Source organism: Pirellulales bacterium, from assembly GCA_035656635.1.
Taxonomy (GTDB): Bacteria; Planctomycetota; Planctomycetia; order Pirellulales; family JADZDJ01; genus DATJYL01.
Window position 1 is genome coordinate 1 of sequence record DASRSD010000126.1, and the last position, 26,203, is coordinate 26,203.

The window sequence follows — 26,203 nt, forward strand, 5'->3', positions numbered from 1 at the left end:
TGTTGGCGAAGATTCTTTGTCACAACATTTGTTGCTTAATCAGCGCGATGTACGAATTGGGGCTTGATCCGAGTTTTGAGGCAGAATTGCAAGTTGCCCCAAAATTGGCTGCCAGTTAGGCATTTTTAGGCAAAGCCACTATATAAATGTACATGCGTACACATTAGCCCAGGCCGCGAAAACGTTCAAGCAAATTTTTGGGCCACGCCGCAAATAAATGGGCTGATGTTCGGCTCGATGTTTTAGCAACACCGCACCACGGCTACAATGCGTTGTGCCGGGTGTAAATGCTGGCTGATCCAGCCGGCCCGCTTGACGGGCAACGTCGTCTAAGTAAGACAACCCGGTCTTTTTCATCATTAGCATTTAACAAATAATTCCCGGGGTAGCGCGGTATGCCAGATGGCAAGGGGCCTCTCAGCTCCGAGGAACGCGAAAAGTGCGCGGCATGCTTTAGGCAACATACTTCTGGCGATGTCGAATGCCAGATCTGCAAGACGAATCAGTGGGACATTGAAGACGATCTTGTGAAAACCCACAATCTGATTCCCGGCCAGAGAAGTGTTGTCGCCACACCCCATGCCACCGACGCCAGTTACTATATTTACGATCTGCAACAAAAAAGCCTGGCGGCAGATTGCGACAATTTCCAGCCCGAACGGCGACGAGAAGGAAGCTGCCAGTGTTGCCAACATTGGCGGCGATGGGCTGGCTTCTTTTCTGGAAAACTTTGGCGGCAAAGACCGCGACGTTCCCAAGTTGGCCCTGTACCGGCTGTGGCTGGGCCCTGATGTCGACCATCTGAAATGCTTAACCATTGCCCACGGCGACGGCGCATGGGGCCAGCTGCACGATTGCTACTTTCTGGCCGAAGGGGACCAAGACAAACTGGCCGCTTTGTTCGATCGGTTGCAGCACCAGTATGGAACGCCAACTTTAGGCGAAGCGAAAAAGCAGATTGCCCCTATTTCTGATCGGCCGCTGTCCGCCGAGTTGAAACAGCAGCTTCGCACCTTGCCGCAGGCCAACTTGGTTCCGGCCAAGTAACTCTCCAAAAAATTTTGCCCAGTTTTAGGCCACTCGTTTGGTATAGTGTGCCGACCAGCGGCTAGCTGTTCGCGATTAGCAACTAGCCGTTAGCAATTAGCAACTAGCGAGAAATCCCTAGCCACTAGCGACTCACTCCGAATTTTTAGTCCACGGTCACCCGCCATTCAACTTTCAACAATGCAAACTACTTGCCACAAACCTGCCGCATTATGTCAGCGGTTCATTTGCCGGTTGCCGAGAGTTTGCCGAGCCGCGGCGGGTGCGCTGGCGACAGAATTGAGCAATTTTGTCACGAAAATAAAATCCGGCATTCAGTGCTTCATGGCAGCGGCTTGCCGAGTAACGTTCGCCTTGGGAAAGCGGTCCTGAATGGCCTGCACGGTAATTTCCTCCTCGCGGAGCGCTTCCATGGCCCGCACGCAGGCGTCGGCGGCCGGGATGGTGGTCACGCAGGGAATGCCCGCTTGCACGGCGGCGGCGCGAATGCGGCCTTCGTCGGTGCGGGCGCCTTTGCCGCTGGGGGTGTTCATAATCAGCTTGACCGTGCCGTTTTTCAGATGGTCGAGCAAGTTGGGGTGACCTTCCTGCAATTTTTTCACTGGCTCGACAGGAATTCCCGCCTGGGCAAATTTGGCGGCGGTATTGGTGGTCGCCAACAAGGTGTAGCCCATGGCGACCAGCCGGCGCGCAACTTCGACCATGTGTTCCTTCTGGGCCGGCGAAGCCACGCTGATGAAAATGCTTCCTTCGCGCGGCAACAACACGCCGGCGGCCAATTGGCTTTTGGCAAAGGCGATCGAAAAGCTCTCGCTGACGCCCATTACTTCCCCCGTGGAGCGCATTTCCGGGCCCAGCACAATATCGACACCGGCGAACTTGACGAACGGAAACACGCTTTCCTTCACCGAAACTTGTGCCGGAATGGGCTCGCTGTTCACGCCTTGCTCGGCGAGCGAAATTCCCGCCATCACTTTCGCAGCCACACCCGCCACCGGCAGACCAGTCGCCTTGGCCACAAATGGCACGGTGCGGCTGGCCCGGGGATTTACTTCCAACACATACAGCACCTGGCGGCCCTCTTCGCGCTTGATGGCGTATTGCACGTTCATCAAGCCCACCACTCGCAGGTGCTTGGCCAACGCCGTGGTGGCATCGCGAATTTCCTGCAAGATGGGGCCGGTGAGGCTGTACGGCGGCAGGGCGCAGGCGGAATCGCCGGAATGCACGCCGGCTTCTTCGATGTGCTCCATAATGCCCGCCACAATAACGCGCTGGCCGTCGCCAATGGCATCGACATCCACCTCAATCGCGTCTTCCAAAAACCGATCGATCAATACCGGTTGCCCTTGCGAGACGACAAAAGCCTCAACGACGAATCGCTCCAACTGCGATTGATCGTAGCAAATTTCCATGGCCCGGCCGCCAAGCACGAAACTGGGGCGAACCAGGTTCGGATAGCCGATGCGCGCAGCTTCGGTCCGGGCTTGATCCATGGTTCGGGCGATGCCGTTGGCCGGTTGCCGCAAGCCGAGCCGCTGCAAAATGCGCTGGAATTTTTCACGGTCTTCGGCATCTTCAATAGTATCGACGCTGGTGCCGATGATGGGCACGCCGGCGGTGGCCAAAGCGCGCGAGAGATTCAACGGCGTTTGCCCGCCAAATTGCACGATGACTCCGTCGGGTTGCACGCGATCGCAAATGTTCAGCACGTCTTCCGCCGTGAGCGGCTCGAAGAAGAGCAAATCGCTGGTATCGTAATCGGTGCTGACCGTTTCCGGATTGGAATTGACCATCACGCTTTCGATGCCCAACTCGCGCAGGGCGAAGCTGGCATGGCAGCAGCAATAATCGAACTCAATGCCTTGGCCAATGCGGTTGGGTCCGCCGCCCAAAATCATAATCCGCTTGCCACCGGCCGGCTTGGGAGGCACTTCGTCTTCGATTTCGTACGTCGAATAGTAATACGGCGTGTAAGCTTCGAACTCGGCGGCGCAGGTATCGACCGATTTGAACGTGGCGATGATGCCGCGGCGCTTGCGGTCGGCCCGAACTTCCATTTCCGTGGTGTACAGGAGCGTGGCCAATTGCCGATCGGAAAAGCCGAACTGCTTGGCGCGGCGGAACAGCTCGTCGCTGAGTTGGTCGAGCGCCGGCACTTGGCGGATTTCGTTTTCCAGCTCGATAATTTGCTGCAGTTGATCGAGAAACCAGGGATCGATGTACGTCAATTCGTGGATTTCCTCGATGCTCATGCCGTCTTTGAAGGCGTAACGCACATACCAAATGCGGTCGGCGCTGGGGACGGCCAGCTTGGCGCGAATTTCCTCGCGGCTGGGTTGCTGTGGCGTACCCCATAAATCTTTGCTATCGCAACCGAAGCCGAAGCTGCCGACTTCCAATCCGCGCAGTGCCTTTTGAAACGATTCCTTAAACGTGCGGCCAATGGCCATGGTTTCTCCCACGCTTTTCATTTGCGTAGTGAGGCGAGCATCAGCCTCGGGAAATTTCTCGAAGGCGAAGCGCGGCACTTTGGTGACCACGTAATCGATGGTCGGCTCGAAGCAGGCCATCGTTTCGCGCGTAATATCGTTGGGCAGCTCGTGTAGCCGATAGCCCACGGCCAGCTTGGCGGCAATTTTCGCGATGGGAAAACCAGTCGCCTTGCTCGCCAGGGCACTGCTGCGGCTGACCCGTGGGTTCATTTCGATTACGGTCATTCGTCCATTGCGCGGATGAATGGCGAATTGAATGTTGGAGCCGCCGGTTTCCACGCCGATTTCGCGAATGACGGCCAGCGAGGCATCTCGCATTCGCTGATATTCTTTGTCGGTCAGCGTTTGAGCCGGAGCGACAGTGATGGAATCGCCCGTGTGAATGCCCATGGGATCGAAATTTTCGATGGAGCAAATGATGACGACGTTGTCGTCGGCATCGCGCATCACTTCCATTTCGTACTCTTTCCAGCCGAGAATGCTTTCTTCGATGAGTACTTCGTGGACAGGGGAAAGATCGAGGCCGCGGCGAACAATGGTGTCAAATTCTTCGCGGTTGTAGGCAAACCCGCCGCCGCTGCCCCCCAGCGTGAAACTGGGTCGGATAACGCAGGGCAGACCGATCTCTTTGAGCCCTTCGCGGGCCTCATCGAGCGAATGCACAGTTTGGCCGCGGGGAATGTCGAGGCCGATTTTGAGCATGGCCTGCTTGAACAACTCACGATCTTCCGCCTTGGCGATGACGTTGGCATTGGCGCCGATCATTTCTACGTCGTACTTTTCCAACACGCCGTGCTTGACCAGATCCATCGCCAGGTTCAGACCGGTTTGGCCGCCGAGGGTGGGAAGCAAGGCGTCAGGCCGTTCCCGTTCGATGACCTTGGCGACGATTTCCCAGGTGAGCGGCTCAATGTACGTGCGATCGGCCGTGCTGGGATCGGTCATGATGGTGGCCGGGTTGGAATTGACCAACACCACCTCGTACCCTTCCTCGCGCAGGGCCTTGCAGGCCTGCGTGCCGGAATAATCGAACTCGCACGCCTGGCCAATGACGATGGGCCCGGAACCGATGATCAGAATTTTGTGCAAATCGTTACGTCGCGGCACTGTGGTACCCGGGATGGTTCAAAGATTTAACGAGTGGGTTGGCAGTTGACGGCGGTCGTCGTCGAAGTTTTTTTGTGAAAATTTTTGGCGTAGCGAGGAAATTTCAAGTCTGGTTGCGGTCAGTAGTTACGATTGAATGTTCCGAGGCGACAAACTGGCGCGAATTGCGTTTCCATCGAGAAAAGCGGGCTAGGGTTGAAAATTAGGCCACATAATTTCCCATTACTTTCCTCTTGAATTGGGCCAGAGCCAAAAATCGGATCGGGAAATTGCGGCATTTTTTTCGCGCCGGCGGCAAAAGAAAAAATTCTCGATGGGAAAGTTTGACTCCACTGGCGGGGTTGCGGGTGATTCGTTCCTCCGAGGCTTGTCGCAGGCTGCGCAGATTTCCGCGCGCTCGGTTGATGATTGATATGCTCATGCAGGTTTATTTACGGGTTGGAATTGCTTGGCAGCGACAATCCGCAACCAGCATAACAAATGGGTGGCCTAAAACTCGCAGGATTTTTCCAAGCAGCGGAAGCTGTTGTGCGTGCGCAACTTAGAGCTGTTTTGGGACTGTTGAGGAAGTAGAATCTCACAAGTTTATCACGATGAGCGGCGCGCCTTCAAGCGGCGAACTTTGGCTATGAATCACGATGGATTCGGCCGCGCAAATAAAGATCCTCACCGGTGTGGCGGAGTTCGATGTCGGCTAAGTGGAGTGCGGCGGCGATTTTTTCTACACCCGTGCCGGCGATGGGCGAGGGAGCGCTGGCGCCGCCAATGAGTTTGGGGGCGATGAACACATGCACTTCGTCAATGGCGCCGGCGTCGAATAGCGCGCCCAGCAGTTTGCCGCCTCCTTCTACCAGCACGTTGGTCATGCGGCGGCGGCCGAGTTCATTGAGCAATGCAGGAATGGAGACCAATTTTTCAGCGGCATCGGCTGCACGGCAAGTGATCACCTCGCAGCCGGCGGCGGTTAAGCGGTCGATGTTTTCCTGCGGGGCAGCGGGAGCAGCGGCAATAAGCACCGGTGCATCGCGCGCCGTTTGCACGAGTTGACTATTGGGTGAAAGCGCAGCCTGGCTCTCGGCAATAATACGGGTGGCAACGCGCGGTCCCGGATGTCGGGCGATGAGCAGCGGGTCGTCCATTTTGGCCGTGCCGCTGCCGATCAGAATGCCATCTACACGGCTGCGTAGTTGCTGCACAATTTGCCGCGAGGCCTCGCTGGAAATCCAGTGGCTATTGCCGGCAGCGGTGGCGATTTTGCCGTCCAGCGTCATGGCCCATTTGGCAATGATCCACGGCCGGCCTGTGGCGATGAGCTTCAAATACGGCGCGTTGAGCCGGTGGGCCTCGGCTGCCATCAAGCCGACTTCCACGTCAATTCCGGCCTCATGAAGTGCCGCGATTCCCTGGCCGCTGACCGCTTCGAACGGATCGCGCTGGGCGCAAACCACTTTTGCAATGCCGGCGTTGATGAGCGATTGAGTGCATGGGGGTGTTTTTCCCTGGTGGCAGCATGGTTCCAAAGTCACGTAAGCGGTGGCGCCTTTGGCTCGAGGACCCGCCACGTGCAGCGCTTCCACCTCGGCATGTGCCCCGCCGAATTTCCCGTGCCAACCTTCGCCGACCACTTCGCCGTCACGCACCAGCACACAGCCCACCATCGGATTAGGCTCGACGTAACCTTGACCACGTGCTGCCAATTCCAGGGCGCGAGCCATGAAGAATGGAGCGGCTTCAAATTCAGAGTTTGGAATGGGAAACACAGAGTTTGCAGGCATGGAAATTACCGATTGATCGAAAGCCCGGCGGCAGCGAGTGCTGCCGCATACTTGCTGCGCGTGTTCAAATTCCATAACGAGTGCAGATCGGGATCGACTTCACGCAACTGCTCAGCGGGTATCAAACGGGTCCGAATTCGATCGAGCAGATCGCAAACTCGCAATTGGTTTTCGGCCAGCATGGCATCGACCACCGGCAGAATTTTCGGGCGATATGCACCGGCCAGCGGCTGCGGCACATGTTCCCAGATTGGAACGACGGCGTCGTGCTGGGAATCGAGCAGTTCGATTATGCGGTTGAGGAAGGCCGGCACAAGCAATGGGACATCACAAGCGGTGATCAAAGCGGACTCAATTTTTAGCTGGGCGGTTTGCAAACATCGCAGGCCAGCGGCGATTCCTTCCAGCGGACCACAATCGGGATTAGTGTCCCGCGCGATCAGTACGCTGGGCGGCAGTTCCGGCAAGGGCTGGCCTTGCGCGGCCACAACCACGACGTCCGAAGCCAACCGGCCAACGATTCGCACGATGCGCTGCAGGACCACCTCCTGCCCAAATGGCAATAGCGCCTTTGACATACCCATCCGACGACTCTTTCCGCCCGCCAACACAATGCCGCCGATGTGTTTCATCGCTGATCGACCGGAGCGTCAATGATAAAGCCCCCGGCCAAGCGACCGGGGGCTACATGACTGTAGGTATGAGACTTCTAAGTTCGACTGATAATATTCGAAGCGATGGTCAATCCAAAAAGCCCAACAACTCCTGCGCCCGGCTGGGTTGCTGTAACTTACGGACCGCTTTAGCTTCAATTTGGCGGATACGTTCGCGGGTCACTTTGAAAATATGGCCAACTTCCTCCAGCGTATAACTGTAACCGTCGCCCAAACCATAGCGGAGCTTGATAATTTCACGTTCGCGGTAGCTCAGCGTTTTCAATACTTTGCTGATCCGATTACGCAACATTTCCTGGGCAGCGCCCACGGCGGGGTTTTCGGCATCGCTGTCAGGCAGCAAATCACCAAAATGGCTATCCTCACTGTTGCCGACGGGCCGATCCAAACTAATTGGATAGCGGCTCATCGCCAGTACTCGGCGGGTTTCGTCAATCGCCGTACCAGCTTCACGAGCGGTTTCTTCAATCGTCGGTTCGCGGCCCAACCGTTGCAACAATTCGCGTGAAACATTTCGCACCCGCGACATGGTTTCCACCATATGCACAGGAATGCGAATGGTACGGCTTTGATCGGCCACTGCCCGAGTAATGGCTTGGCGAATCCACCACGTGGCGTAGGTGCAAAACTTGAAGCCGCGGCGATATTCAAATTTATCGACCGCTCGCATCAAGCCGGCGTTGCCTTCTTGAATTAAATCCAAAAAGCTGAGACCGCGGTTGCGGTATTTCTTGGCAATCGACACCACCAGCCGCAAGTTGCCCTCCGACAATCCGCGCTTGGCATGCTGATATTGGCCATAAATGCCTTTAATTTTCAGAATTCGATTCCGCATGCTTGACGGAGTTTCTTGCGTGCATCGCAAAATTTGGCGAAATTCCTTAATCCACACGGCACGATCCGCGGATGGCAACTTGGCGCGCTTGTGTTGATCGATCAACGCCCGCAGTTCCGCTGCTCGGCACGTGAAATCTTCCAGCGTACGAATCATGGTTTCAATACGTTGGGTTCGCAAACCGAGCTCTTCCACCAACTTCACCGCTCGTTTCCGGCGGCGGTTCAGCCGGCGCCAAGCCTCACGGCGCAAACTCATTTTCGTCGACTTACTGAATGCGGTACGGAAGTCAGCCTTATTGCGCCGCAGCAATTCATTTACCGTCGATAAGTTGTGTGGTAACCGACCAAGGATTTGGTCTTTTTCCAAGCGGTCGGTTACGCTGACTTGCACAGTTCGATCGAACGGCAATTCACCCGCGTGCACCCGATTCAAAATCCGCATGGCGTACTGAATAACAAAATCGCATTCCAACAACTTGCGGCGGAAGTGAGCCCGCGTAATTTCGATGCGCTTGGCCAGCGCAATTTCCTCATGGCGCGTGAGCAGTGGAATTTCACCCATCTGCGTGAGATACATTCGTACCGGGTCATCTGACCAACTTTCGGCCTCTGAATCGACGGAAAGAAGCTCGTCCCCCTTGAGCTCCCCGTCTAAATCGCCGGCTGATTGACTTTCCGCCACCAGCAAATCATCGTCGACCTCGACTGTATCCGAATCATCAACCACTTTGTCGACCAACTCGACAGCCTCATCGGGACCGGGAGTTGAATCATCTTCCAGGTCGTCCAACAACGTGTTGTACAAGGGAACACTCCTCAAATAAACCAAGAAGGGTGAGAAAATCAGCAAAAGCCTTGAAGCATATTGCCTAAGACGCCGATGGCAGAAACGCAGCAAGGTATCAGCCTGCTCGTTTCCAAGCTAACTATTATTCTCTCAACATTAAACAATTTCCAACATATTCTACCACCGATGTCTTGCGGCGATTCTTAGATGCCTCTATTTGGTAAAAAATTACGCGCAATATATCATTAAGATATTATCTATTTTACTCATATTTCCTATTTTAATATTCTACCTAGCTTTATGTTTTTGTACCTCGAGGTCTTGGTACCAAGTGTCAATTACGAGTTTTAGAGAAGAAAACTGCTGAGAGGATGTGCATACTGCAACTACTTGCGAATGGGCACAGTGCTAAGTAATACGATCTATTCCGCACACGTTATGGAATTAAATTTTCGGCGTCGATCACACCATTCATAAGTATCACCTTTATAGTACGGGCGACAACATTTCTCACAATTTTAGTTAGTTACTCGACGAGCAATTTTATTCCCGGCTGCTACCTGTCTATCCAGATCACTTTCAGTATGAAACTGATTCGATTAAGCTGAATTTGTGTGTTAACGCCTAGTTAAATCGTCGTTCGTCGCGATCCTACTGCGCCTTCAATCACACCCACGATATAGTGCCAACTTCGCGATGGTTCGATGAAGTACTTACTTCAGTGTCCAACCTGTGGCTCCAAAACTATGGTGACAGCCGGACAGGCTGGTCAATCATTGCAGTGCAGTTGCGGAAAGATTTTGGAAGTGCCATCCATTCGCGGACTGCGCGAATTGGAATCGGTGGTAGAAGAAACGATTCCATCGCCAATTTGGAGTGCGCGACAAGGAATTGTGTTTTTAGGCTTAGCAATTACCGTAATCGCAATCTTAGCTGCCGGAGCGATCGCCTTGCTGCGTCCATCTTCCGCAGACCGCCAATTATTTGAATTGCCCATTAACAAGGGTGACATTCAGCTCGAAGTCAATAAACTTTCCCCCGCAGAGGCATTTATTCGGTTCGAGCCCGTCGTCTCATCGCTTCCTGGTTTTGTTGAAGTGATTTCCCAAAATGCTTTGCCGCCACATCTAATTCTTGATCTGCAACTGTTGGCGAAATTTGAAGGTCCGGGCCCACAGCCAATGGCGCCGAAATCGGCAGCGGGATTGGCAAAACAGGCCGGAGAGCGAAACGCAGAGATTATTTCACGGCTTCAGAAACGGCGTGCGATGAACGATGGGTTGTGGCTGGTCGCCATAGCGGCCGTTTTCGGAGTTTTATTGGCGGGTTCGTCGCTAGTTTTCTCAGTGGAAACGCCACCACGACGTTCAGCCGCACGTGGAAGATGACAAGCGAAAACGATTAATAGAAATATGTAGGTTCCAAAATCTCTATTCCAGGCTTAATCTTTGCGCGCAGTTCCACGGCATCGAGTGCAAACAAGGGGCTGATTTCCACAGGTACATCGACGCCGATTTTGACACCGGCGGCAGCTAACCACTTCCGATGCAAAGCGGTCATGAGGTTCCGGCAGGTATCGGGAGAATCGCGCTCCTCGCCGGGCCGATTTTTCACGGGTGCAAACGAACTCGCTGGATCTGTTTCTACTACGATCGCTTTTCGAGCTAAGGGCAGCAAATCGAAAATAAATCGTTCGAATTTAATGGCGTTGGGTACAGTCGGTTCGATATGATTTTCCATGTCGTCAAAATAAGGCACTTTTTTCAATGCCACATGAAATGGCAGTGAAGAATCATCCGCTGCGGCGCGCCGCAAAAAAGCAACATCGAACACATGAATGGCAGTATTACCGGCCCAGAAACGAAGCGTGCCATTGGAATTCCGTTGGCAGGCAACATCTTCAGGTAGATCGGAGTATTCGATAATGCGTGTGTGGCCATCAATACGCACTATGTTTCCGACACGTTCCGTTGGATCGCGCTTTAGGATTGCTAACGTCGACATTTCCGACCCAGTAAAAATGTGAAATCCCAAAAATTTAGGATCACAAATTTCAACGAGTGGGTTGTCAACCTGGAAGTAAAATAGTTGTGTCAAACCACGTCTTTGTATGTCGGCCAAAGAGCCGGTACGGTCGAGCGCGGCCAGCATGCCCCCGTGGCCATCGGGACTAAGTGCAAGATTGCCTTTATCTGACAACAACACGCGACCTGTGGCTGCATCAACGGCTGGCATGACGCCCTGGCAGAATAAGTAAACTTCGTCGGACGGCAATCCAAACCAGTGATTTGCGTTGAGATACTCCTTCGTTTCTTGGTGTGTAGCGTTACTGGTCATCACGTATAAGGGCACAGGCGCCCCAAATCGTCGACGAATGGCCAACAGTTTCTCAAGGAGAATTTGAAATAGTGAAGCATTCGAAATCGGACCAATGGGATACATTCCCTTAGGATGATCAAAACCTAAGCGCGTGCCCTGACCGCCGGCGACCAAAATGGCGCCGACCTTGCCATTTCTCAAGGCGCCCTCGCCAGCAGTTTGAGCATCAACGGCTGAAAGTTGATTGCCCAAGCGAATTGCCTCAGGCGGTTCCGCGCGGCGTGATAGTTCATCCCAATCAGTCCGGCTTTCCATCGTTTCAAACAACCGGGAAAGTGCTGCAAAATCGATATTCCTAATTTGCGATGCTAAATGTTGTTGCTGCTCTGAACTCAACTGCTTCCAAGAACGCAATAAATGTTCTTGCCGGCGCGCTGCCAACTCCCGGGACAACTCTTCGTGAACACTCGATTTCTGGAAAAACTGGTCAACCATTGCAGAACAACCCCTCACACACCTTACCGCCGATTTCGGATGCAGTCATAACCAGCCATGCACCCAGGCATAGGCCAATAAGCACAGTAGGGGAAATAGCACGAACACGACGGCGTAGGTGTAAATCGTCGTCCAAACATGTCTTGGCCAGCGTGCCATGTCAGATAGATTAAAATTTTGGACGTAGGCTTTATGATTTGAATAGAGAGGCAATTAGGGTGACAAAGCTTTAACGTCCTCGTTCGAATTGTTCGCCTCGCAAGCGATGAATTCCAGAATGGTCGTTACAGGCTGCGTAGCTATAGCGTCAAGCTTTAATTCCCATCTTACCCCCCAGGGTACCACCAGCGTAGTGCGAATTTCGCATGAAGGACCATCCCCCACGTCAACTTCCACATAGGGAGTTTGTCGAAAAGCTGGACAGAAAGCTACATGCGTTATCCCAGTCCGTTGACCATCCGCAAAATCAATTCGGACCCACCCCTCGATCTTGGCGGTTCCATCCGACAAGCGATGGTGGACCAATTTCTGCGTCGCAGTGATTGGATCTAAATTGATTATGAACGGAGTCGCGAACGGCGCGCGCAGTTGCGGGCGCGATAACGACGGCACTTTGTCGGACCATCTGCTTCTACGCGCTTGCCAAAGACCAATTTCGGCGCTGCAGACACTTATCCACATAATAGCCACACTGTACCATGCGCTACCCGGCACGGTGATCGCCAAAGCGAAAAGAGGCAGTGCTGCGATAATCATTAGTTCTGGCGCGGCTGACCAACGAAACAAAAGTCGCATTACGCCATCAGCCTGACATAACATCAGTGCAGTGTAGGCAACACTGGCCAAGCTGATTCCCACGCCAATCAGCGTTTGAGCTGGCAATGGCGCGATCAGTGCGCCGGCACAACGACGAGCAAGCAAATAGACCGTGACACATACTAGAAAAATAGACAAAGCCCAAGCGGCATAATGCTTAGCGCTAGGAAGCAATGCCGACACGGGTTGAGCTAAATAAGCCCACGATATTCCACGGCTCGCGTCCATGCGGAAATCTAAGATTGAAGTAACGCCCCCGCTATTTCTTCCTACGCAATTGCAGCGGCGCCGGTGCCAGCTGCTTCGGCCAATTCAGAGGCGCGATGCGTGCTTTCCCACGTAAATTCCTGTTCTTTCCGGCCAAAGTGTCCCCCGGCGGCGGTCTTTCGATAAATTGGCTTTCGTAAATCGAGATATTCAATAATACCACCGGGAGACAGCGGGAATAAATCGCGCACAAGCTCACAAATGCGGTCGTCTTCCAACCGTCCTGTCCCTTCTGTATCAACTAGTACGCTGACTGGCTGTGATACGCCGATGGCATAAGCTAATTGCACCTCGCAACGATCTGCCAATCCGGCGGCAACAATGTTCTTTGCTACATGCCGTGCCATATAGGCGCCGCTACGATCGACCTTCGTAGGATCCTTGCCGCTAAAGGCTCCGCCACCGTGACGTCCCCAACCGCCGTAGCTATCCACAATTATCTTACGGCCGGTCAAGCCAGTATCGCCATGCGGACCGCCGACCACGAAACGGCCCGTGGGATTTACGTGATATGTGATTTTGTTTGACAGTAGATCGCGCGGTAGACACGGTTCGATGATTTGCTTGATTACGAAGTCATGAATTTCCTTCTGTTGTACATTTTCGTCGTGCTGCGTGCTGACGACAACGGTATCGATTCGCACTGGCCTACCGTTTTCATATTCCACAGTTACCTGACTCTTACTATCGGGCCGCAGCCACTTCACAGCGCCTCGCTTACGAGCGTCGGTCAACGAATTGGTAATGCGATGGGCCAAAGCAATGGGTAGCGGCATCAGTTCCGGCGTGTCATTAATGGCATAACCAAACATCAAGCCTTGATCACCCGCGCCAATTTCTTTGCCCTTGGAATGGTCTTCGTTTACGCCCATAGCGATGTCGGGACTTTGGCTATGCAGCGCTACCAGCACCGAACAGGTATCCCAGCCGATACCCCATTTCGCATCTAAATAACCAACGTCGCGAATTACATCGCGAGCGACTTGCTGGAAGTCAACAACCGCTTTGGTTGTGATTTCTCCGGCGAGCATGCATAGCCCGGTAGTCACCAGCGTTTCGCAGGCCACGCGACTCATGGGATCGTGAGCCAACAGTGCATCTAACACGCCATCGGAAATCTGATCGGCCAGTTTATCCGGGTGGCCCATACTGACTGATTCGCTGGTAAATAAATGCCTGCCAGATGCCACGGAGAATACCTCCAAAAAAGAGAACGGGACTTTATGCTGGAACTATAATGATTACCGCTGTCCGCTCCATTAGTGGGCTGCTCAGCCAATCAATTGTAATACTTCATTATAGAATGGTGCTGAGCAGGCTCGCAACAGGTTAGGTAATCGGGTACCCACAACGCTTGTGGACCTAGTGGACGGCATTGCTGACGCCAACGGCTGGAGTCGCTCCGAAGCCGTTACGCGGGCAATCCGGGCTTTTGTCGCTAAGCGTTAGCGGAGAGGGTGGGAATCGAACCCCCGGCGCGAACCGTCCACAGGCGGGTTATAAAGCCGCTGCACTACCTAAGCGCGGGCCGCTCTCCGGTTATGTACCGGAGAGGTTCCGATTCTGAATTCTTTGAAGAGTCATTACGACGCAAGACAGGCAATAGCGTTTTTGGTTCGCTCAGCTTTTGCTGCCTGTAAAATGTTTATACTCGGCATGAGTTCCGATCCAATACCAGAGATTTACACTGTCAGTGCGAACATAAATAGCCCGGTATTGCATAGTCGGCGAAACCGAGAAGCTGCCGGCAGAATGGCATCCTTTTTTGGTATTGCGCAATTCATGGTGGCGCAAAGAGCGGTGAGAAGGGTCTCTATCAAAGAGAACGCATGCCTCTCTAAACTGCCTCTTTAATCATATCCGGCAGTTTGGCATATTGCTCACGAAACGACTGAGCCGTGCGATTCCGCTCCCGAAAAGAACTCGGCAGTTTGGCCATTTTTGTGCTCACTAATGGCCTGATCGCATGCGGCTTCTAGTTTGTCAGGCAATTCCAAGCTATTGCTAACTTCGTTAAATTCGACAATTGCCTGTATTTCATCTTTGCATTTTAGAAAACGACCAAGGCTCTCTAAGTGGTAACCTCGTCGCTTTTGTAAATCAATCCATACCTGAATGGCATTGGCAGTTTCAAGCCAACCTTTGCACAAGGATTGAACGGTTTCGTCGAGGTCTTCGGCTTTGGCAGAATTAAAACGACCGTCCCTCTCTGCTTTTTTGAAGCAAATATCGGCCCTGATTAGCCACTCGAAAGCATCAATTCCAACTTGCAGAAAAGAATCGCAGTCCCAGCATTCCATCGCTTCGCGATGGCGCTGCATAACGTCAACTTCGTGCTTGAAGTTCGCGACGTGTTTTTTTGCATTTCTGAAGCTGATATTGCCAGTAATCATATTTTCCTAGCGCAAAATTAAAGCCGCCAAGCAATCAAGGCGGCCAGAGATAGCTCCGTAAGGCGCTGGCATGATTCGTTCCATCTAAAAACTGTTCATGCGTGCAGCGAAAAAACGCACTAACCTATACAACTCTATCTTAATCAGTCAATGCCAATTTTGTAATCGTTGTAAGTATCGGCATTCTAATCACTTAGGATTAGTCCGTCAATTAGGACTTATGGCGAATATGAATTATATTGCATAGCTGTAAGACCTTGTCTTTTTGGCATTTAGCACCTATGCCATCTGTGCTGGCACAAAATAGACCACACTGTTACAAGACCGCTCGGTATCAAAAAGAAAGCAGCACCGGCGGTTTGCCTACGTCAGCTTGGGCGCGGATCTTCCTGCCGTTGGCCAGCATTGTAACAAGCTACTGGCCCAATTCTGGCCAGATTTTTTGCTCCTACTGATACGTTACAATGCAGGGTATGAATAAGAACAAGGCGCGTCGCCTAAAGCTCATTCTGATTGCCGTGCTGTTGTCGGCACTAGCGCTATACGCTGTGACCGGCACCCCATTTCCGAAATGGCTTGGGGTCCAGCAGCACCGGGGCGACTGAGTTTTTTAGAAAATCCCGTCTCTGGTCCATTCTAATAGGTCACTACCGGTAATCGCTTGTCGAGCCCGTAGCTCGCCCTTTGTGATTCCCAAAGCAGAAAATCGCATATCTAGATATTCAAATTGCCATCCTTTAGCCGACTAGATGAAATTTTGACTTATCATGGGATGGAACTCTTCGGGCGGCGTCTCTCTTAAAGAAACCGCTTTGTTGTCAACTTCACGCTGATGAATTCCCCTGGTCCAGAACTATTGGGCAGGCTGTTGGATCAGCATACGGCTGCGCTGACGTTATTAGCCCGGCAGTGGTGTTCCACGCCGGAAGATGTTGTTCAAGAGGCATTTTTGCAATTGGCGAGACAAACGGAATGCCCCCGCGATGCGGCTGCGTGGTTATACCGAGTGGTCCGAAACGGAGCAATTTCAGCGGGACGAGCCGAAACACGCCGTCTGCGACACGAAGCTGCTGCGGCTGCCAAGGCCAACAATTGGTTTGTAGAAACACCCATCGCAATGACCATCGACGCACAAGCAGCCGAAAGGGCCTTGGCTCAATTGCCATTCGAACAGCGCGAAACAATTATCGCTCACGTATGGTGCGGGCTGACGTTTCTCGAAATTGCGAAACTAGTGCAAAGCACTCCGAGTACGGTACATCGGCGTTATCAGGCAGGTTTGATTGGCCTGCGGAACTTGTTAGGTGAACCATGTCTACCAATGAAGCCTACGAAGAATTGCCCGAAGAATTAAAAGCGATCGAAGCCGCACTGCGACAGTTGGCGCCACAAACCGCAAAATTGGACCGCGACCGCCTGATGTATTTGGCCGGCCAAGCCAGTGTTAGGTGTTCGGCGCCGCAGACCCAGGTCGCTGGAAAGGCTCGTCTCAGGTTGAATTTCAGGCGGAATGGATGGCAATTGGCGACCGCGGCGTTGGTGCTTGTCACTATCACCCTTGGTGGATTGCTGTTGAAATCCAATCAGTCTGAACGGCGTGTTGTGTATATGGATCGTCTCAGGGCCGAAAATTTTGTCGCCGCTGCATCGTATCCCAGGGCAGAGAGTTTCAATCTGGCCCAATCGTCTGCGGGCATGGATGCTGATTACTTTCAACTTCGCAAATTGGCGTTGACCCGTGGCATTGATGCACTTCCGACGACGCCGGCAGTCAGCCACATGGTTGTGCCGCAATCGACGCCGCAAGTGTTGCCAACGCTACGGCGTGAGCTGTACGAAGACGAATCCTAGAGTATTTCTCATCAAACCAAAAGATAATTGCCATGAACCGATTTTTGATTATTTCCATCAAATTTGTTCCGGTAGCATTACTGCTGTTCGTCCGGAGCCAAGGAATGGCTGATGAACCAAAAAAGCCAGCGTCGGCGCCACCGTCTTCTACTACTACTGCCGAGAAACCGGAGGTATTTCAATTTATATTGCATCCCGCGATGCCGCCGTATGCTGCATTGAAGTATCGATTATTGCCCCGTGGTATTGAGCAAACGCCCGGTAATGCGGCGCCGCACTTTTTCCGAGCGGCGTTGATGATTGCCAACGATAAGGCGATTCAAGACGTCGACGCAGCGCCTTCTCCTGAGGCGCTTTCCAAACTGGATCAATGGCTTGATTTGCCGTTGGATCTGCTGAGCAAAAACGACGAAGCCCAAAGATTTTTCAACGAGCGACCGTCCGGACTGTGGGATTTAATCAATCTCGCTGCCCGCCGCGAGCAGTGCAATTGGGATTTGCCAATTCGCGAATTCAACTTTTCAACGATGATTCCAGAACTCATAAAAATGCGCGACATCGGTCGTCTGTTGGCATTCAAAGCTCGCATCGAAATGTCTCGTGGACAACTTGATGCATCACTGGAAACTTTGAAAACGGGCATGGCACTAGCACGACATGCCGCTAATGCTCAGACGCTTGTAAATGCGTTGGTGGGAATCAAAGTGGCTCATTTGATGCTCGAACAAGTTGAGCTATTGATCCAACAACCGCGTTGCCCCAATCTTTATTGGACATTCACTGAGTTGCCAGAGCCGCTGATCGGTTTGAGCGCGGGTTTGAGCTTTGAACGAGACTTTGTGGAACTATACTTTCCGGAACTGCACAATATCCGCAATGCAGTACATACGGATGCCGATTGGGATGCAATGTTGCTGCGCGTGGCAGATAAATTTATCAACGTGATGCAGGACGTGGGAGGCCCACAGAAAAAAAATCTGGAATGGTTTGGACAGGGCGCGTTGTTCGCCATCTCTGCATACCCCAAAGCCAAGGCACAGTTAGAAGATGCCGGTTATACTGCGGCACAAATCAAGGAGATGTCTGTTTCGCAAGCCATTTTGACGGCTGAAGTCGAAACATTCGACCATGCATGCGATGACATTCACAAATGGTTTTACGCCGATCCGCCGCATGCCCTACAAGGACTCGCAGAGACCGAGAAAGAATTCAAATCTTGGGCCGGAGCAAATCGCGAAATCATTCCGATGGCCTCACTCCTTTTGCCTGCCCTGAACAAATGCAAAGCTCAGCAGGTGCAACTTGATTGCGAAGTTGCCGCGCTGCGCTGCCTGGAGGCCATTCGTTTCTATGCTGCCAAACACGACGGACACCTCCCTAATCGCTTGTCAGATATTCAGGAAGTTCCGATCCCCAACGATCCCTTCTCCGGTCAGCCATTTACATACTCTGTGCACGATGGTCGTGCAGTACTCACTGCTTCACCTCCCGCGGGTGTCTTTTCTGTCCCGGGGCTGCACTGGGAAATAGAGATGGCTAATGTAAAGAAGTAACTTGACTCTAAAGGCGCAGTTTTGCTGCACCCCCGTTAAAGGACAGCGATTTCCAGATAATTGACCGCAGCCGAATGGTCGATGCAGTTTTGGCAATGTCATTACAGAACTGGCATGCGGTTTGCTTCGTATCTACCTCTGGGATCGATGATTTGGTCTGGGCAGACGTTCCAAAAAACAGTATTGATGCGGGGGAATAGAGAATTTCGCCATTTGTGGCAATGAAACGGCATTTTAAATGTCGATATTTGAACAGGATTGCTCTTTGTCCGCGTCGCATAAGAGTTGTGAGATACCTATATGAGCGATGAACAAGAATTCGAGGCCGGTACTGCTATTAGTGCATTACTTGATGCCGAAATTTCGGACGAGCAGCTTGTTCAGTTGCAGCAAGCACTACAGAATAACCCAGCCGTGCGAAATATCTATGTCGAACAATGTCAGATCCACTTTCTTCTGACAGAGTATTATTCTGAAAGCCGAAAGACTTCGGACGGCGCTCCAGTTATTGCCACGCTGCACTTTCCATCGACGGTTGATTCATCGCACGACGCGCATGCCTAACGTTGTGTTCTTGCCTTGCCACGACTGTGCAAGGACCGCCTACATTTCTTAGGAAGCGGCTCTCATTCGACGGAATGTTTTTGGCAGCAGGATGACGGCGGGGCGATAAAGCCTAATCAACATCGACCCAAGCAATCGCAAACATTCCCGCCCTGAGTCCAGGGCCAATTCGACTCGAAGCAGGCGCTGCATAAAAGCGGGTCGAAATCTTGTCGGCTATTTTCTCTTAGGCCTGATCGCACCGGCGCTTTGTGGAAATCTGCATAGGTCCGGCACAGGTGAGATCAATCGAGTATCGGAAATACCTATCCAAGGCTGTGGAACCGCATGGACTTAGATGGCCGAAGGCCCAAGAATGATGCGAAAAAGTCAAATCGATTGCTAATTCCACCCTGACGGTACCCCTTGGTGAACCCTGCTCCCCCGCGTTAAAATACAGAACTTCGCCAAGCACGGTTGTTTTTCGGAGATGATTAGATAAACAAATCGGCCCGGAAAGATCCAATTTGTCCAAAACCGGCTTGGGGCTGGTTGCCAAGGATACATCAATCATTACTGGCGAAAGGATTGCGCTCGGTGCAAATTAAAATTGCAACTCGGCATGGTCACTTAAGCGACGCCACACAGTCTAAAATCACCGCCAAGGTGGGAAGGCTGTCGCGGTATTTCGAGCGGTTGACCGCCATCGAAGTCACTATCAACTTGGAACACGAAACAACACCGGTAGTCGACATTCGCGTGGATGCCGAACATAAGCACGATTTTGTCGCCACGGAACATTCCGGCGATTTGTGGCGCAGCCTTGATGGCGCGGTGCAAAAACTCGAACAACAACTTCGCAAATACAAAGAAAAGGTTTTGGGCCGTCATCGCAAACCCGCTGCGAAAATGTCAGCCTCTGCAAGAGAATAAATTTGCTAGCGGCGAGGCTTGCCGCTGGGGACGGCCGCTTCGCCGTGTCCACCAATAAATCTCCTGCGGAAGCATCGCGTCAACAGCGATTCCTGCGCACGCGGCCCGTCGTGAGAAAGGAAGAAGGATCCATGAAGTTTGGCGACTTTATTGACCCCGAGTCAATCCGTGCAAAACTGGTAGCGGAAAATAAAGAACAGGTCATTCGCGAAATGACCCAGGCCTTGCTCGAGGCTGGAAAAATTGCGCCTGGCGAGCACGAAGGCATTGTAAAGGCCATTCTCAAACGTGAAGAGTTGGGAAGTACCGGAATTGGTCGCGGTGTAGCTGTGCCGCACACTAAGCACGGCAGCGTAAATCGTCTCGTAGGCACCGTTGCAGTGAGTCCTGAGGGTGTCGATTTCGACAGCCTCGACGGCGAAAAAGTGCAGCTCTTTTTCCTACTGATATCACCACCGGACCGTCCAGGTGATCACCTCCGTGCCTTAGAAAACATCTCGCGTCAACTCCGCAATGACACGTTTTGTCGATTTTTGAAGCAAGCCAAATCTGCCGAAGATATCAAACAGTTATTGGAAGAAGCGGATAATAATCAGTTTGGTGCCTGATTGGAGAGGAGGAAACGAAGGAGGGGAATCAGAATTGGAATTCAAAGCGACATGACTTTACTTTCGACATTCATGGCGCCTTTTGAGTTGTTGATCTGAATTCCCGCAAGATGGAATGAATGACGTGAAAGCGAATCGCACGTTGGTGGTTAACAATCCGCAAGGCATTCACGCGCGGCCAGCCAATCTCATCGTTCGCCTGGCGCAGCAATTTCAGTCTAAGATCGAATTCACAAAGGAGAACCATCGCGTCGACGGAAAAAGTATTTTGGAATTGCTTACTCTGGCTGCCGTTCAAGGTACCGAACTTCGAGTGGAAGCCACGGGGCCCGACGCTCAGCACGCCATCGACGCATTGGCTGAGTTGTTCGCCGGAAATTTTGCAGAAGGGGAAGATAGTGCGGAAGCGTCGAAAAGTCCGAAAATTTAAGGATCGATCGGATGCCAAATCAATCCCTGTGGGTTTCGCTCCTGTAATTCTTTGACTTTTAGACTCGTTGTGTTTATACGAACCAAATAACCTGAGACTAAAACGCCTCACGAGCAGCGAAACTCCTTGTGCAGGTGCGTTTTGGTCCACTCGGCACGATATTGCCCTGCCGGGCCCAACGGTCCGCGGCGTATCGAGAAACAGTCGGTGGTGTGCACCTCGATTTATCAGAGGCCCTCCGCCGTGATGTTGCTGAGCAAACCGGCTACGGCTTCCATGCAGCGATTACAGGGAATCGCCGTTTCACCCGGCGTCGCTATTGGCGAAGCGTTGGTGATGGATAACGAGGGTTTTCGAATCCCTCGGCGGTTCGTAGCGCGCGACGCGGTAGAGAACGAATTGGAACGTCTCGAGCAAGCCACGGCGGCAGCAGCAGCTGAAATTCAAGCCAATCGTGATGCCGTAGCCCGGGAATTAGGTGGGCAATACGCTGCCATCTTTGACGCGCATTTGCAGATGCTCACTGATCCCAAGTTGCGGTCTGAATTGGAAACCTTGATTCGCGATAAACATTTCTCTCCTGAATACGCCGTTAGCCGGGCGCTGCGCCGTTATGCCAAGGTATTCCAGGGATTGCCTAGTGGCAGTTTGTCGGAGCGGGCTAACGACATCTTCGATGTGGAAAAGCGGCTACTGCGAAATTTACTAGGCCGCCGGCGCGAAGAGCTTGCACAATTGACTTCGCCCGTCATGATTTTGGCGCACAATCTCACGCCCAGCGAAACTGCCAATTTAGACCGGAATTTTGTGCAAGGCTTTGTTACCGAAATCGGTGGACCTGGCAGCCACACGGCCATTGTGGCCGAGGGCATGGAAATTCCCGCCGTGGTTGGCGTTGGCTCGTTTCTTACCGATGTGTCAGGTGGTGATTTGGTTATTATCGATGGCCATCAAGGCATCGTCATTTTGCAACCCGATGACGAAACGGTCGCTCAATACCGAAAGGAAATCGAACAATACCGTTCGTTAGCGGCACGGCTGGAATCGTTGCGCGATCTGCCGGCTGTAACGGGCGACGGCGTGCGCATCGAGTTGCTCGGCAACATTGAGTTTCCTTATGAAGTCGACCATTGTGTGGAGCGTGGCGCCGATGGAATTGGTCTGTATCGCACCGAATTCTTATATCTGTCTGCCGATATCGAGCCCACCGAAGAAACGCATTTCGACGCCTATTCGCGCGTGATTAGGGCCATGGGAAATAAGCCCGTGGTCATTCGCACACTCGATTTAGGGGCTGATAAACTTTCGCAAATGCCCAGCCCCGAAGAGGAGCGCAATCCAGTATTAGGTTTGCGCAGCATCCGAATGTCGCTTCGCAATTTACCATTGTTCCGGACGCAATTAAGGGCTATTTTGCGGGCCAGTGCGCTGGGAAATGTGCGTGTAATGTTCCCGTTGATCACCACGCTGCTGGAGTTACGGCAGGCACGAATGATTTTGGCCGATGTTATTGAAGATTTGGACGAACACCACATACCATTCAATCGCGAAATGTGGGTGGGCATGATGGTCGAAGTGCCGGCAGCTGTGCTGATGATCGATCGCTTTGTAGAAGAGGTAAATTTTGTGAGCATTGGCACGAATGACCTGGTTCAGTATTCGTTGGCCGTGGACCGCGGTAACAAGGATGTGGCCGGGCTGTACAACAGTTGCGATCCGGCTGTCCTGCGATTGATCAATATGACCATTCTGGCCGCGCAGCGCGCTAACATTCCTGCGAATTTGTGCGGTCGCATGAGCAGCAGCACGACGTACACGCAACTATTGCTCGGTTTAGGTTTGCGGCAATTCGGCGTGGCGCCGGGCGCCATTCCAGAAGTAAAACGAGTCATCCGTGCCACCAATATTCCGCAGTGTGAAGCGATTGCCCAAAAAGCGCTGAGCATGGAAAACGCCCGCGACATTAAGGCATTTTTGCGTGATGAATTAAAGAAAGTTGCCTCGGATTAAATAGCGACATGATCCGTCAGCGAGTACGAATTCGTTTCACCAAGCAAGATGATCTGCGTTGGATCAGCCATCGAGATCTTATGCGCGTGTGGGAACGATTGTTTCGTCGGGCCGGGGTAGCATTGAGCATGACGGAAGGCTTTCATCCCAAGCCGAGAATCAATATGCCTTCGGCGTTGGCTGTCGGTATTGCCGGCTCGGACGAGTTGTTGGAAATTGATTTGGCCGAAGAGTATACAGCCGATACCCTGAAGGCAGCTATCGGGCCAGAACTGCCACCAGGAATAAATATTGGCGCAATCGACGTATTAGCAGCGCCTGATCGAAAGGCACAAGTGAAGTTTGTGACATTTGAAGTAGCGATTCCACCCAAATGGCAATCTCCTTTGGTCGAGCGTATTGCGTGGTTGACAGGCCACGCATCGTTCCCTATTCAGCGCAAGGGGCGCACGACCCCTTTGGACTTGCGGCCATTGATTGCCAGCCTCTTATTGCATCACGGTGTCCTACAGATGCGGCTGCGAGTCGATGGTGAAGGCAGTGCCAGGCCACGAGAAATACTCCAAGCGCTGCAAATCGAAAATTTAGAGTATGAAGGTTTTTTTCTTACCCGCACACGTGTGGAGGTGGAGTAGCCCAATACGGCTGGCGACATCAAATTGATGTAGCCTTAAGTTCCATCCCACCCAACTAGAAAGATTTGGAAATGAAACAGGAAATGTTAATCAACGTGTCGCAGCCCGAAGAATGTCGGATTGCAATCGTTGAAGACGGTCTTTTGGAGGAGTTATATATCGAACGCGCAAATGCTGACAATTATGTCGGAAATATATACAAAGGGCGCGTGGTCAACATTGAACCCAGTATCCAAGCAGCATTTGTCGATTTTGGCGTTGGGCGCAACGGTTTTCTGCATATTAGCGACGTGGAATCGCAGTATTTTCGTCAGGGTGGTTATGATGCTGATAAGCCGATCGAGTTCGGCGGTCGAGGCGGATTTGGCCATGAGGAGCAACGCCATAATGAGGAACAACGTCGTCATGAAGCATTGGCGGGTGAAGGCGCGGCTCCTGCTTCGGATGCCGTGGTTGTGAAGGAGGAAGACGAAGATTTCGACGAAGATGGCCCGCGCCGCAAAGATTCCCAGCGCCGTGGTCCTCGTTATGGCGCTCGGCCGCGCATTAAACCGCCAATTCAAGATATTTTGCGCCGCGGCGATGAACTGCTGGTGCAAGTAATCAAAGAAGGGATCGGCACCAAAGGACCGACGCTGTCGACTTACATTAGCATTCCCGGACGTTATCTGGTGCTGATGCCGGCGCTGGGGCGGGTGGGTGTTTCGCGAAAGATCGAAGATGATGAAGCGCGCCGTAAACTCCGCGATATCATGCTGGAGTTGAATCCGCCACGGGGTTTGGGTTTTATTGTGCGGACGGCCGGCGTCGATCGCACAAAAAAAGAAATCTCGCGAGATTTAGCGTACCTATTGCGGTTGTGGAAAGTAATTACGCGGCGGATCAAAAAAAGCACCGCTCCGGTCACCATTTACGAAGAAAGCGACATGATCATCCGCACCATTCGCGATATCTTCACGGGGGAGGTCGATTCGATTTTTATCGACGAATCTTCCGCTCACGATCGTGCCAAGGAATTCTTACAAATTGTGATGCCGCGTTATGTCAGCCGTTTGCAGTTGTACAGCGGTAAAGAACCGTTGTTCCACAAATACAATATCGAAAGCGAAATTGCTAAAATCCATCAGCGAAAAGTGCCACTCAGGCAAGGTGGTTCCATTGTAGTCGATCAAACGGAAGCACTCGTGGCCATCGATGTCAACAGCGGCAACTTTCGCGCTGACGATAGCGCCGAAGAAACCGCCTATCAAATGAATTTGCTTGCCGCAAGGGAAATCGCTCGCCAATTACGCCTGCGCGATTTGGGTGGAGTAATTGTTAACGATTTCATCGACATGCGTAAGGAACGGCATCGCCGTAATGTGGAACGAGCGTTACGTGAAGCGATGAAGCGCGATCGGGCGCGCACAAAAATCCTTCGTACAAGTCCATTCGGTTTAATCGAAATGACGCGACAGCGCATTCGACCTAGCTTGAAGCGCAGCGTCTATAAAGATTGTCCTGCCTGCAGCGGCACCGGTGTGGTGAAAACCGCCGAAAGTATGGCGATTGAAGTCGTACGACTCTTGATGTTTGCCGCCCAGCGCGAAGGGGTAGCCCGGGTTTCGGTAACAGTGGCTGAAGACGTTGCCAATTATCTACACAACAAAAAACGGCGGGAAATTGCCCATTTGGAAGATCAAGGCAATATGACCATACAAGTTTACGGCAAGGAAGAAGCCGCGCCGGAGCATTTGGTTATCGAATGTTTTGACTCTGCCGGCCGGGAAATTAAGCTTCCGCTGGGCCCTTGGACCTCGACCATGGCTTGAAATTCCGCTACATTGACGTATTCGCAATTAATTGAAAGAAACCCAGCAAATAGATTACTCGCGGAGACCGCCCATGTACGCCATTGTGACCGACGGTTCTAAACAACTCAAAGTAGAAGAAGGACAGGTCCTAAACATTGACTATCGCCCACTACCCGCTGGCGAGACGATTATTTTCGATCGGGTATTGGCTGTCGGCGGTGAAGCAGCCGGTACGGCTCGCATCGGGCAACCCATCGTAAGCGGAGCCAGTGTCGCAGTCGAAGTATTAGGTCCTACCCAAGGCGAAAAATTGGTCGTGCAAAAATTTCGCCGCCGCAAGAATTCCAAGCGTCGCACCGGTCACCGTCAGCTACACACGCAGGTCAAAATCAGCAAAATTCTCGGCTAATTCATAAAGCGAGGCTGAAAACAATATGAATTCAGTGCTGTTGCCGCATTGTTTCGCTTCTTGTGCCGAATAATTTGGCTTGCGGATTTCAAGATCTCCGTTCCTCCCGAATTGAGGCCGCAGCCAGTGTAACTGATCCCGGTCTGCGAGCAATCCGTAATGTGCACAGTTGAAAGTGGTGCTCGTGGCGAGGGATTAGTGAGCCGCAACCATGAGGGAGCGGTTGATATGGTTTGGATGGTTTGGAGATTCTGGTATCGAGTAGTTAGTGGTTAGGAGCTGGTGGCTAGTGCCGTCGTCGGTTAATTGTAGCGGCATCCACAGTGTTGGAGGTAGTTGCGGCATTCGCTTTCGGTGAATAGATCGAGTACTTTGCCGCAGAGTTGCCAAAGTTTGTCGGTGGTTCGCTGGGCACCATCGCGGAGC

Annotated in this window: 20 protein-coding genes; 12 read left to right on the plus strand and 8 right to left on the minus strand. The window is 52.4% G+C overall.

Annotation, left to right across the window (positions count from 1 at the left end):
- Positions 1-579: 579 nt before the first annotated feature.
- Complete coding sequence (locus tag VFE46_11760; GenBank protein HZZ28669.1) at positions 580-1,047, plus strand: hypothetical protein; 468 nt, start codon at positions 580-582, stop codon at positions 1,045-1,047.
- A gap of 314 nt (positions 1,048-1,361) precedes the next feature.
- Here the strand turns inward: VFE46_11760 and carB are convergent, their stop codons facing one another.
- The 4 genes from carB to VFE46_11780 all read right to left on the minus strand — a co-directional run bounded on the left by carB (position 1,362) and on the right by VFE46_11780 (position 8,740).
- On the minus strand, positions 1,362-4,649 hold the full coding sequence (gene carB / locus VFE46_11765; protein HZZ28670.1) for a carbamoyl-phosphate synthase large subunit: 3,288 nt from the start codon (positions 4,647-4,649) through the stop codon (positions 1,362-1,364).
- A gap of 626 nt (positions 4,650-5,275) precedes the next feature.
- Entirely contained in the window at positions 5,276-6,424 is a 1,149-nt protein-coding gene (ribD, locus tag VFE46_11770) for a bifunctional diaminohydroxyphosphoribosylaminopyrimidine deaminase/5-amino-6-(5-phosphoribosylamino)uracil reductase RibD (protein HZZ28671.1), read from the minus strand.
- A 5-nt stretch (positions 6,425-6,429) separates the two neighbouring features.
- Positions 6,430-7,056 carry a molybdenum cofactor guanylyltransferase gene (locus tag VFE46_11775; protein HZZ28672.1) on the minus strand — a complete coding sequence of 209 codons (627 nt, stop codon included), beginning with the start codon at positions 7,054-7,056 and terminating at the stop codon, positions 6,430-6,432.
- Between the two features lie 109 nt (positions 7,057-7,165).
- The gene (locus VFE46_11780; GenBank protein ID HZZ28673.1) at positions 7,166-8,740 is read right to left on the minus strand and encodes a sigma-70 family RNA polymerase sigma factor; all 1,575 of its coding nucleotides are present in this window, start codon (positions 8,738-8,740) and stop codon (positions 7,166-7,168) included.
- Between the two features lie 875 nt (positions 8,741-9,615).
- On the opposite strand from VFE46_11780, the gene VFE46_11785 reads away from it, so the two are divergent.
- Positions 9,616-10,110, plus strand: coding sequence for a hypothetical protein (locus VFE46_11785; protein HZZ28674.1), 495 nt, complete (start codon positions 9,616-9,618; stop codon positions 10,108-10,110).
- A gap of 13 nt (positions 10,111-10,123) precedes the next feature.
- Here the strand turns inward: VFE46_11785 and VFE46_11790 are convergent, their stop codons facing one another.
- From VFE46_11790 to VFE46_11805, 4 genes are all read right to left on the minus strand, one after another.
- Positions 10,124-11,536 carry a UDPGP type 1 family protein gene (locus VFE46_11790; protein HZZ28675.1) on the minus strand — a complete coding sequence of 471 codons (1,413 nt, stop codon included), beginning with the start codon at positions 11,534-11,536 and terminating at the stop codon, positions 10,124-10,126.
- 213 nt (positions 11,537-11,749) lie between these two features.
- Positions 11,750-12,580, minus strand: a complete 831-nt coding sequence (locus VFE46_11795; GenBank protein HZZ28676.1) for a hypothetical protein — start codon at positions 12,578-12,580, stop codon at positions 11,750-11,752.
- A gap of 41 nt (positions 12,581-12,621) precedes the next feature.
- The gene (gene metK, locus VFE46_11800) at positions 12,622-13,809 is read right to left on the minus strand and encodes a methionine adenosyltransferase (GenBank protein HZZ28677.1); all 1,188 of its coding nucleotides are present in this window, start codon (positions 13,807-13,809) and stop codon (positions 12,622-12,624) included.
- Positions 13,810-14,499: 690 nt separating this feature from the next.
- On the minus strand, positions 14,500-15,012 hold the full coding sequence (locus VFE46_11805) for a hypothetical protein (GenBank protein HZZ28678.1): 513 nt from the start codon (positions 15,010-15,012) through the stop codon (positions 14,500-14,502).
- Between the two features lie 1,311 nt (positions 15,013-16,323).
- Between VFE46_11805 and VFE46_11810 the strand changes: the two genes are divergently transcribed.
- The 10 genes from VFE46_11810 (at position 16,324) to rplU (ending at position 25,777) form a co-directional block, all read left to right on the plus strand.
- Entirely contained in the window at positions 16,324-16,863 is a 540-nt protein-coding gene (locus VFE46_11810) for a hypothetical protein (protein ID HZZ28679.1), read from the plus strand.
- A 32-nt stretch (positions 16,864-16,895) separates the two neighbouring features.
- Positions 16,896-18,416, plus strand: a complete 1,521-nt coding sequence (locus tag VFE46_11815) for a hypothetical protein (GenBank protein ID HZZ28680.1) — start codon at positions 16,896-16,898, stop codon at positions 18,414-18,416.
- A gap of 300 nt (positions 18,417-18,716) precedes the next feature.
- Positions 18,717-18,980, plus strand: coding sequence for a hypothetical protein (locus VFE46_11820; GenBank protein HZZ28681.1), 264 nt, complete (start codon positions 18,717-18,719; stop codon positions 18,978-18,980).
- A 576-nt stretch (positions 18,981-19,556) separates the two neighbouring features.
- Positions 19,557-19,892 carry a ribosome-associated translation inhibitor RaiA gene (raiA, locus tag VFE46_11825; GenBank protein HZZ28682.1) on the plus strand — a complete coding sequence of 112 codons (336 nt, stop codon included), beginning with the start codon at positions 19,557-19,559 and terminating at the stop codon, positions 19,890-19,892.
- A gap of 131 nt (positions 19,893-20,023) precedes the next feature.
- Complete coding sequence (locus VFE46_11830; GenBank protein ID HZZ28683.1) at positions 20,024-20,500, plus strand: PTS sugar transporter subunit IIA; 477 nt, start codon at positions 20,024-20,026, stop codon at positions 20,498-20,500.
- A gap of 115 nt (positions 20,501-20,615) precedes the next feature.
- Positions 20,616-20,930, plus strand: coding sequence for an HPr family phosphocarrier protein (locus tag VFE46_11835; protein HZZ28684.1), 315 nt, complete (start codon positions 20,616-20,618; stop codon positions 20,928-20,930).
- A gap of 246 nt (positions 20,931-21,176) precedes the next feature.
- Positions 21,177-22,940, plus strand: coding sequence for a phosphoenolpyruvate--protein phosphotransferase (gene ptsP, locus VFE46_11840; GenBank protein ID HZZ28685.1), 1,764 nt, complete (start codon positions 21,177-21,179; stop codon positions 22,938-22,940).
- An 8-nt stretch (positions 22,941-22,948) separates the two neighbouring features.
- Positions 22,949-23,575, plus strand: a complete 627-nt coding sequence (locus VFE46_11845) for a TIGR03936 family radical SAM-associated protein (GenBank protein HZZ28686.1) — start codon at positions 22,949-22,951, stop codon at positions 23,573-23,575.
- 71 nt (positions 23,576-23,646) lie between these two features.
- Positions 23,647-25,386 carry an Rne/Rng family ribonuclease gene (locus VFE46_11850; protein ID HZZ28687.1) on the plus strand — a complete coding sequence of 580 codons (1,740 nt, stop codon included), beginning with the start codon at positions 23,647-23,649 and terminating at the stop codon, positions 25,384-25,386.
- A 73-nt stretch (positions 25,387-25,459) separates the two neighbouring features.
- Positions 25,460-25,777 carry a 50S ribosomal protein L21 gene (gene rplU / locus VFE46_11855; protein HZZ28688.1) on the plus strand — a complete coding sequence of 106 codons (318 nt, stop codon included), beginning with the start codon at positions 25,460-25,462 and terminating at the stop codon, positions 25,775-25,777.
- The last annotated feature ends 426 nt before the right edge of the window (positions 25,778-26,203 follow it).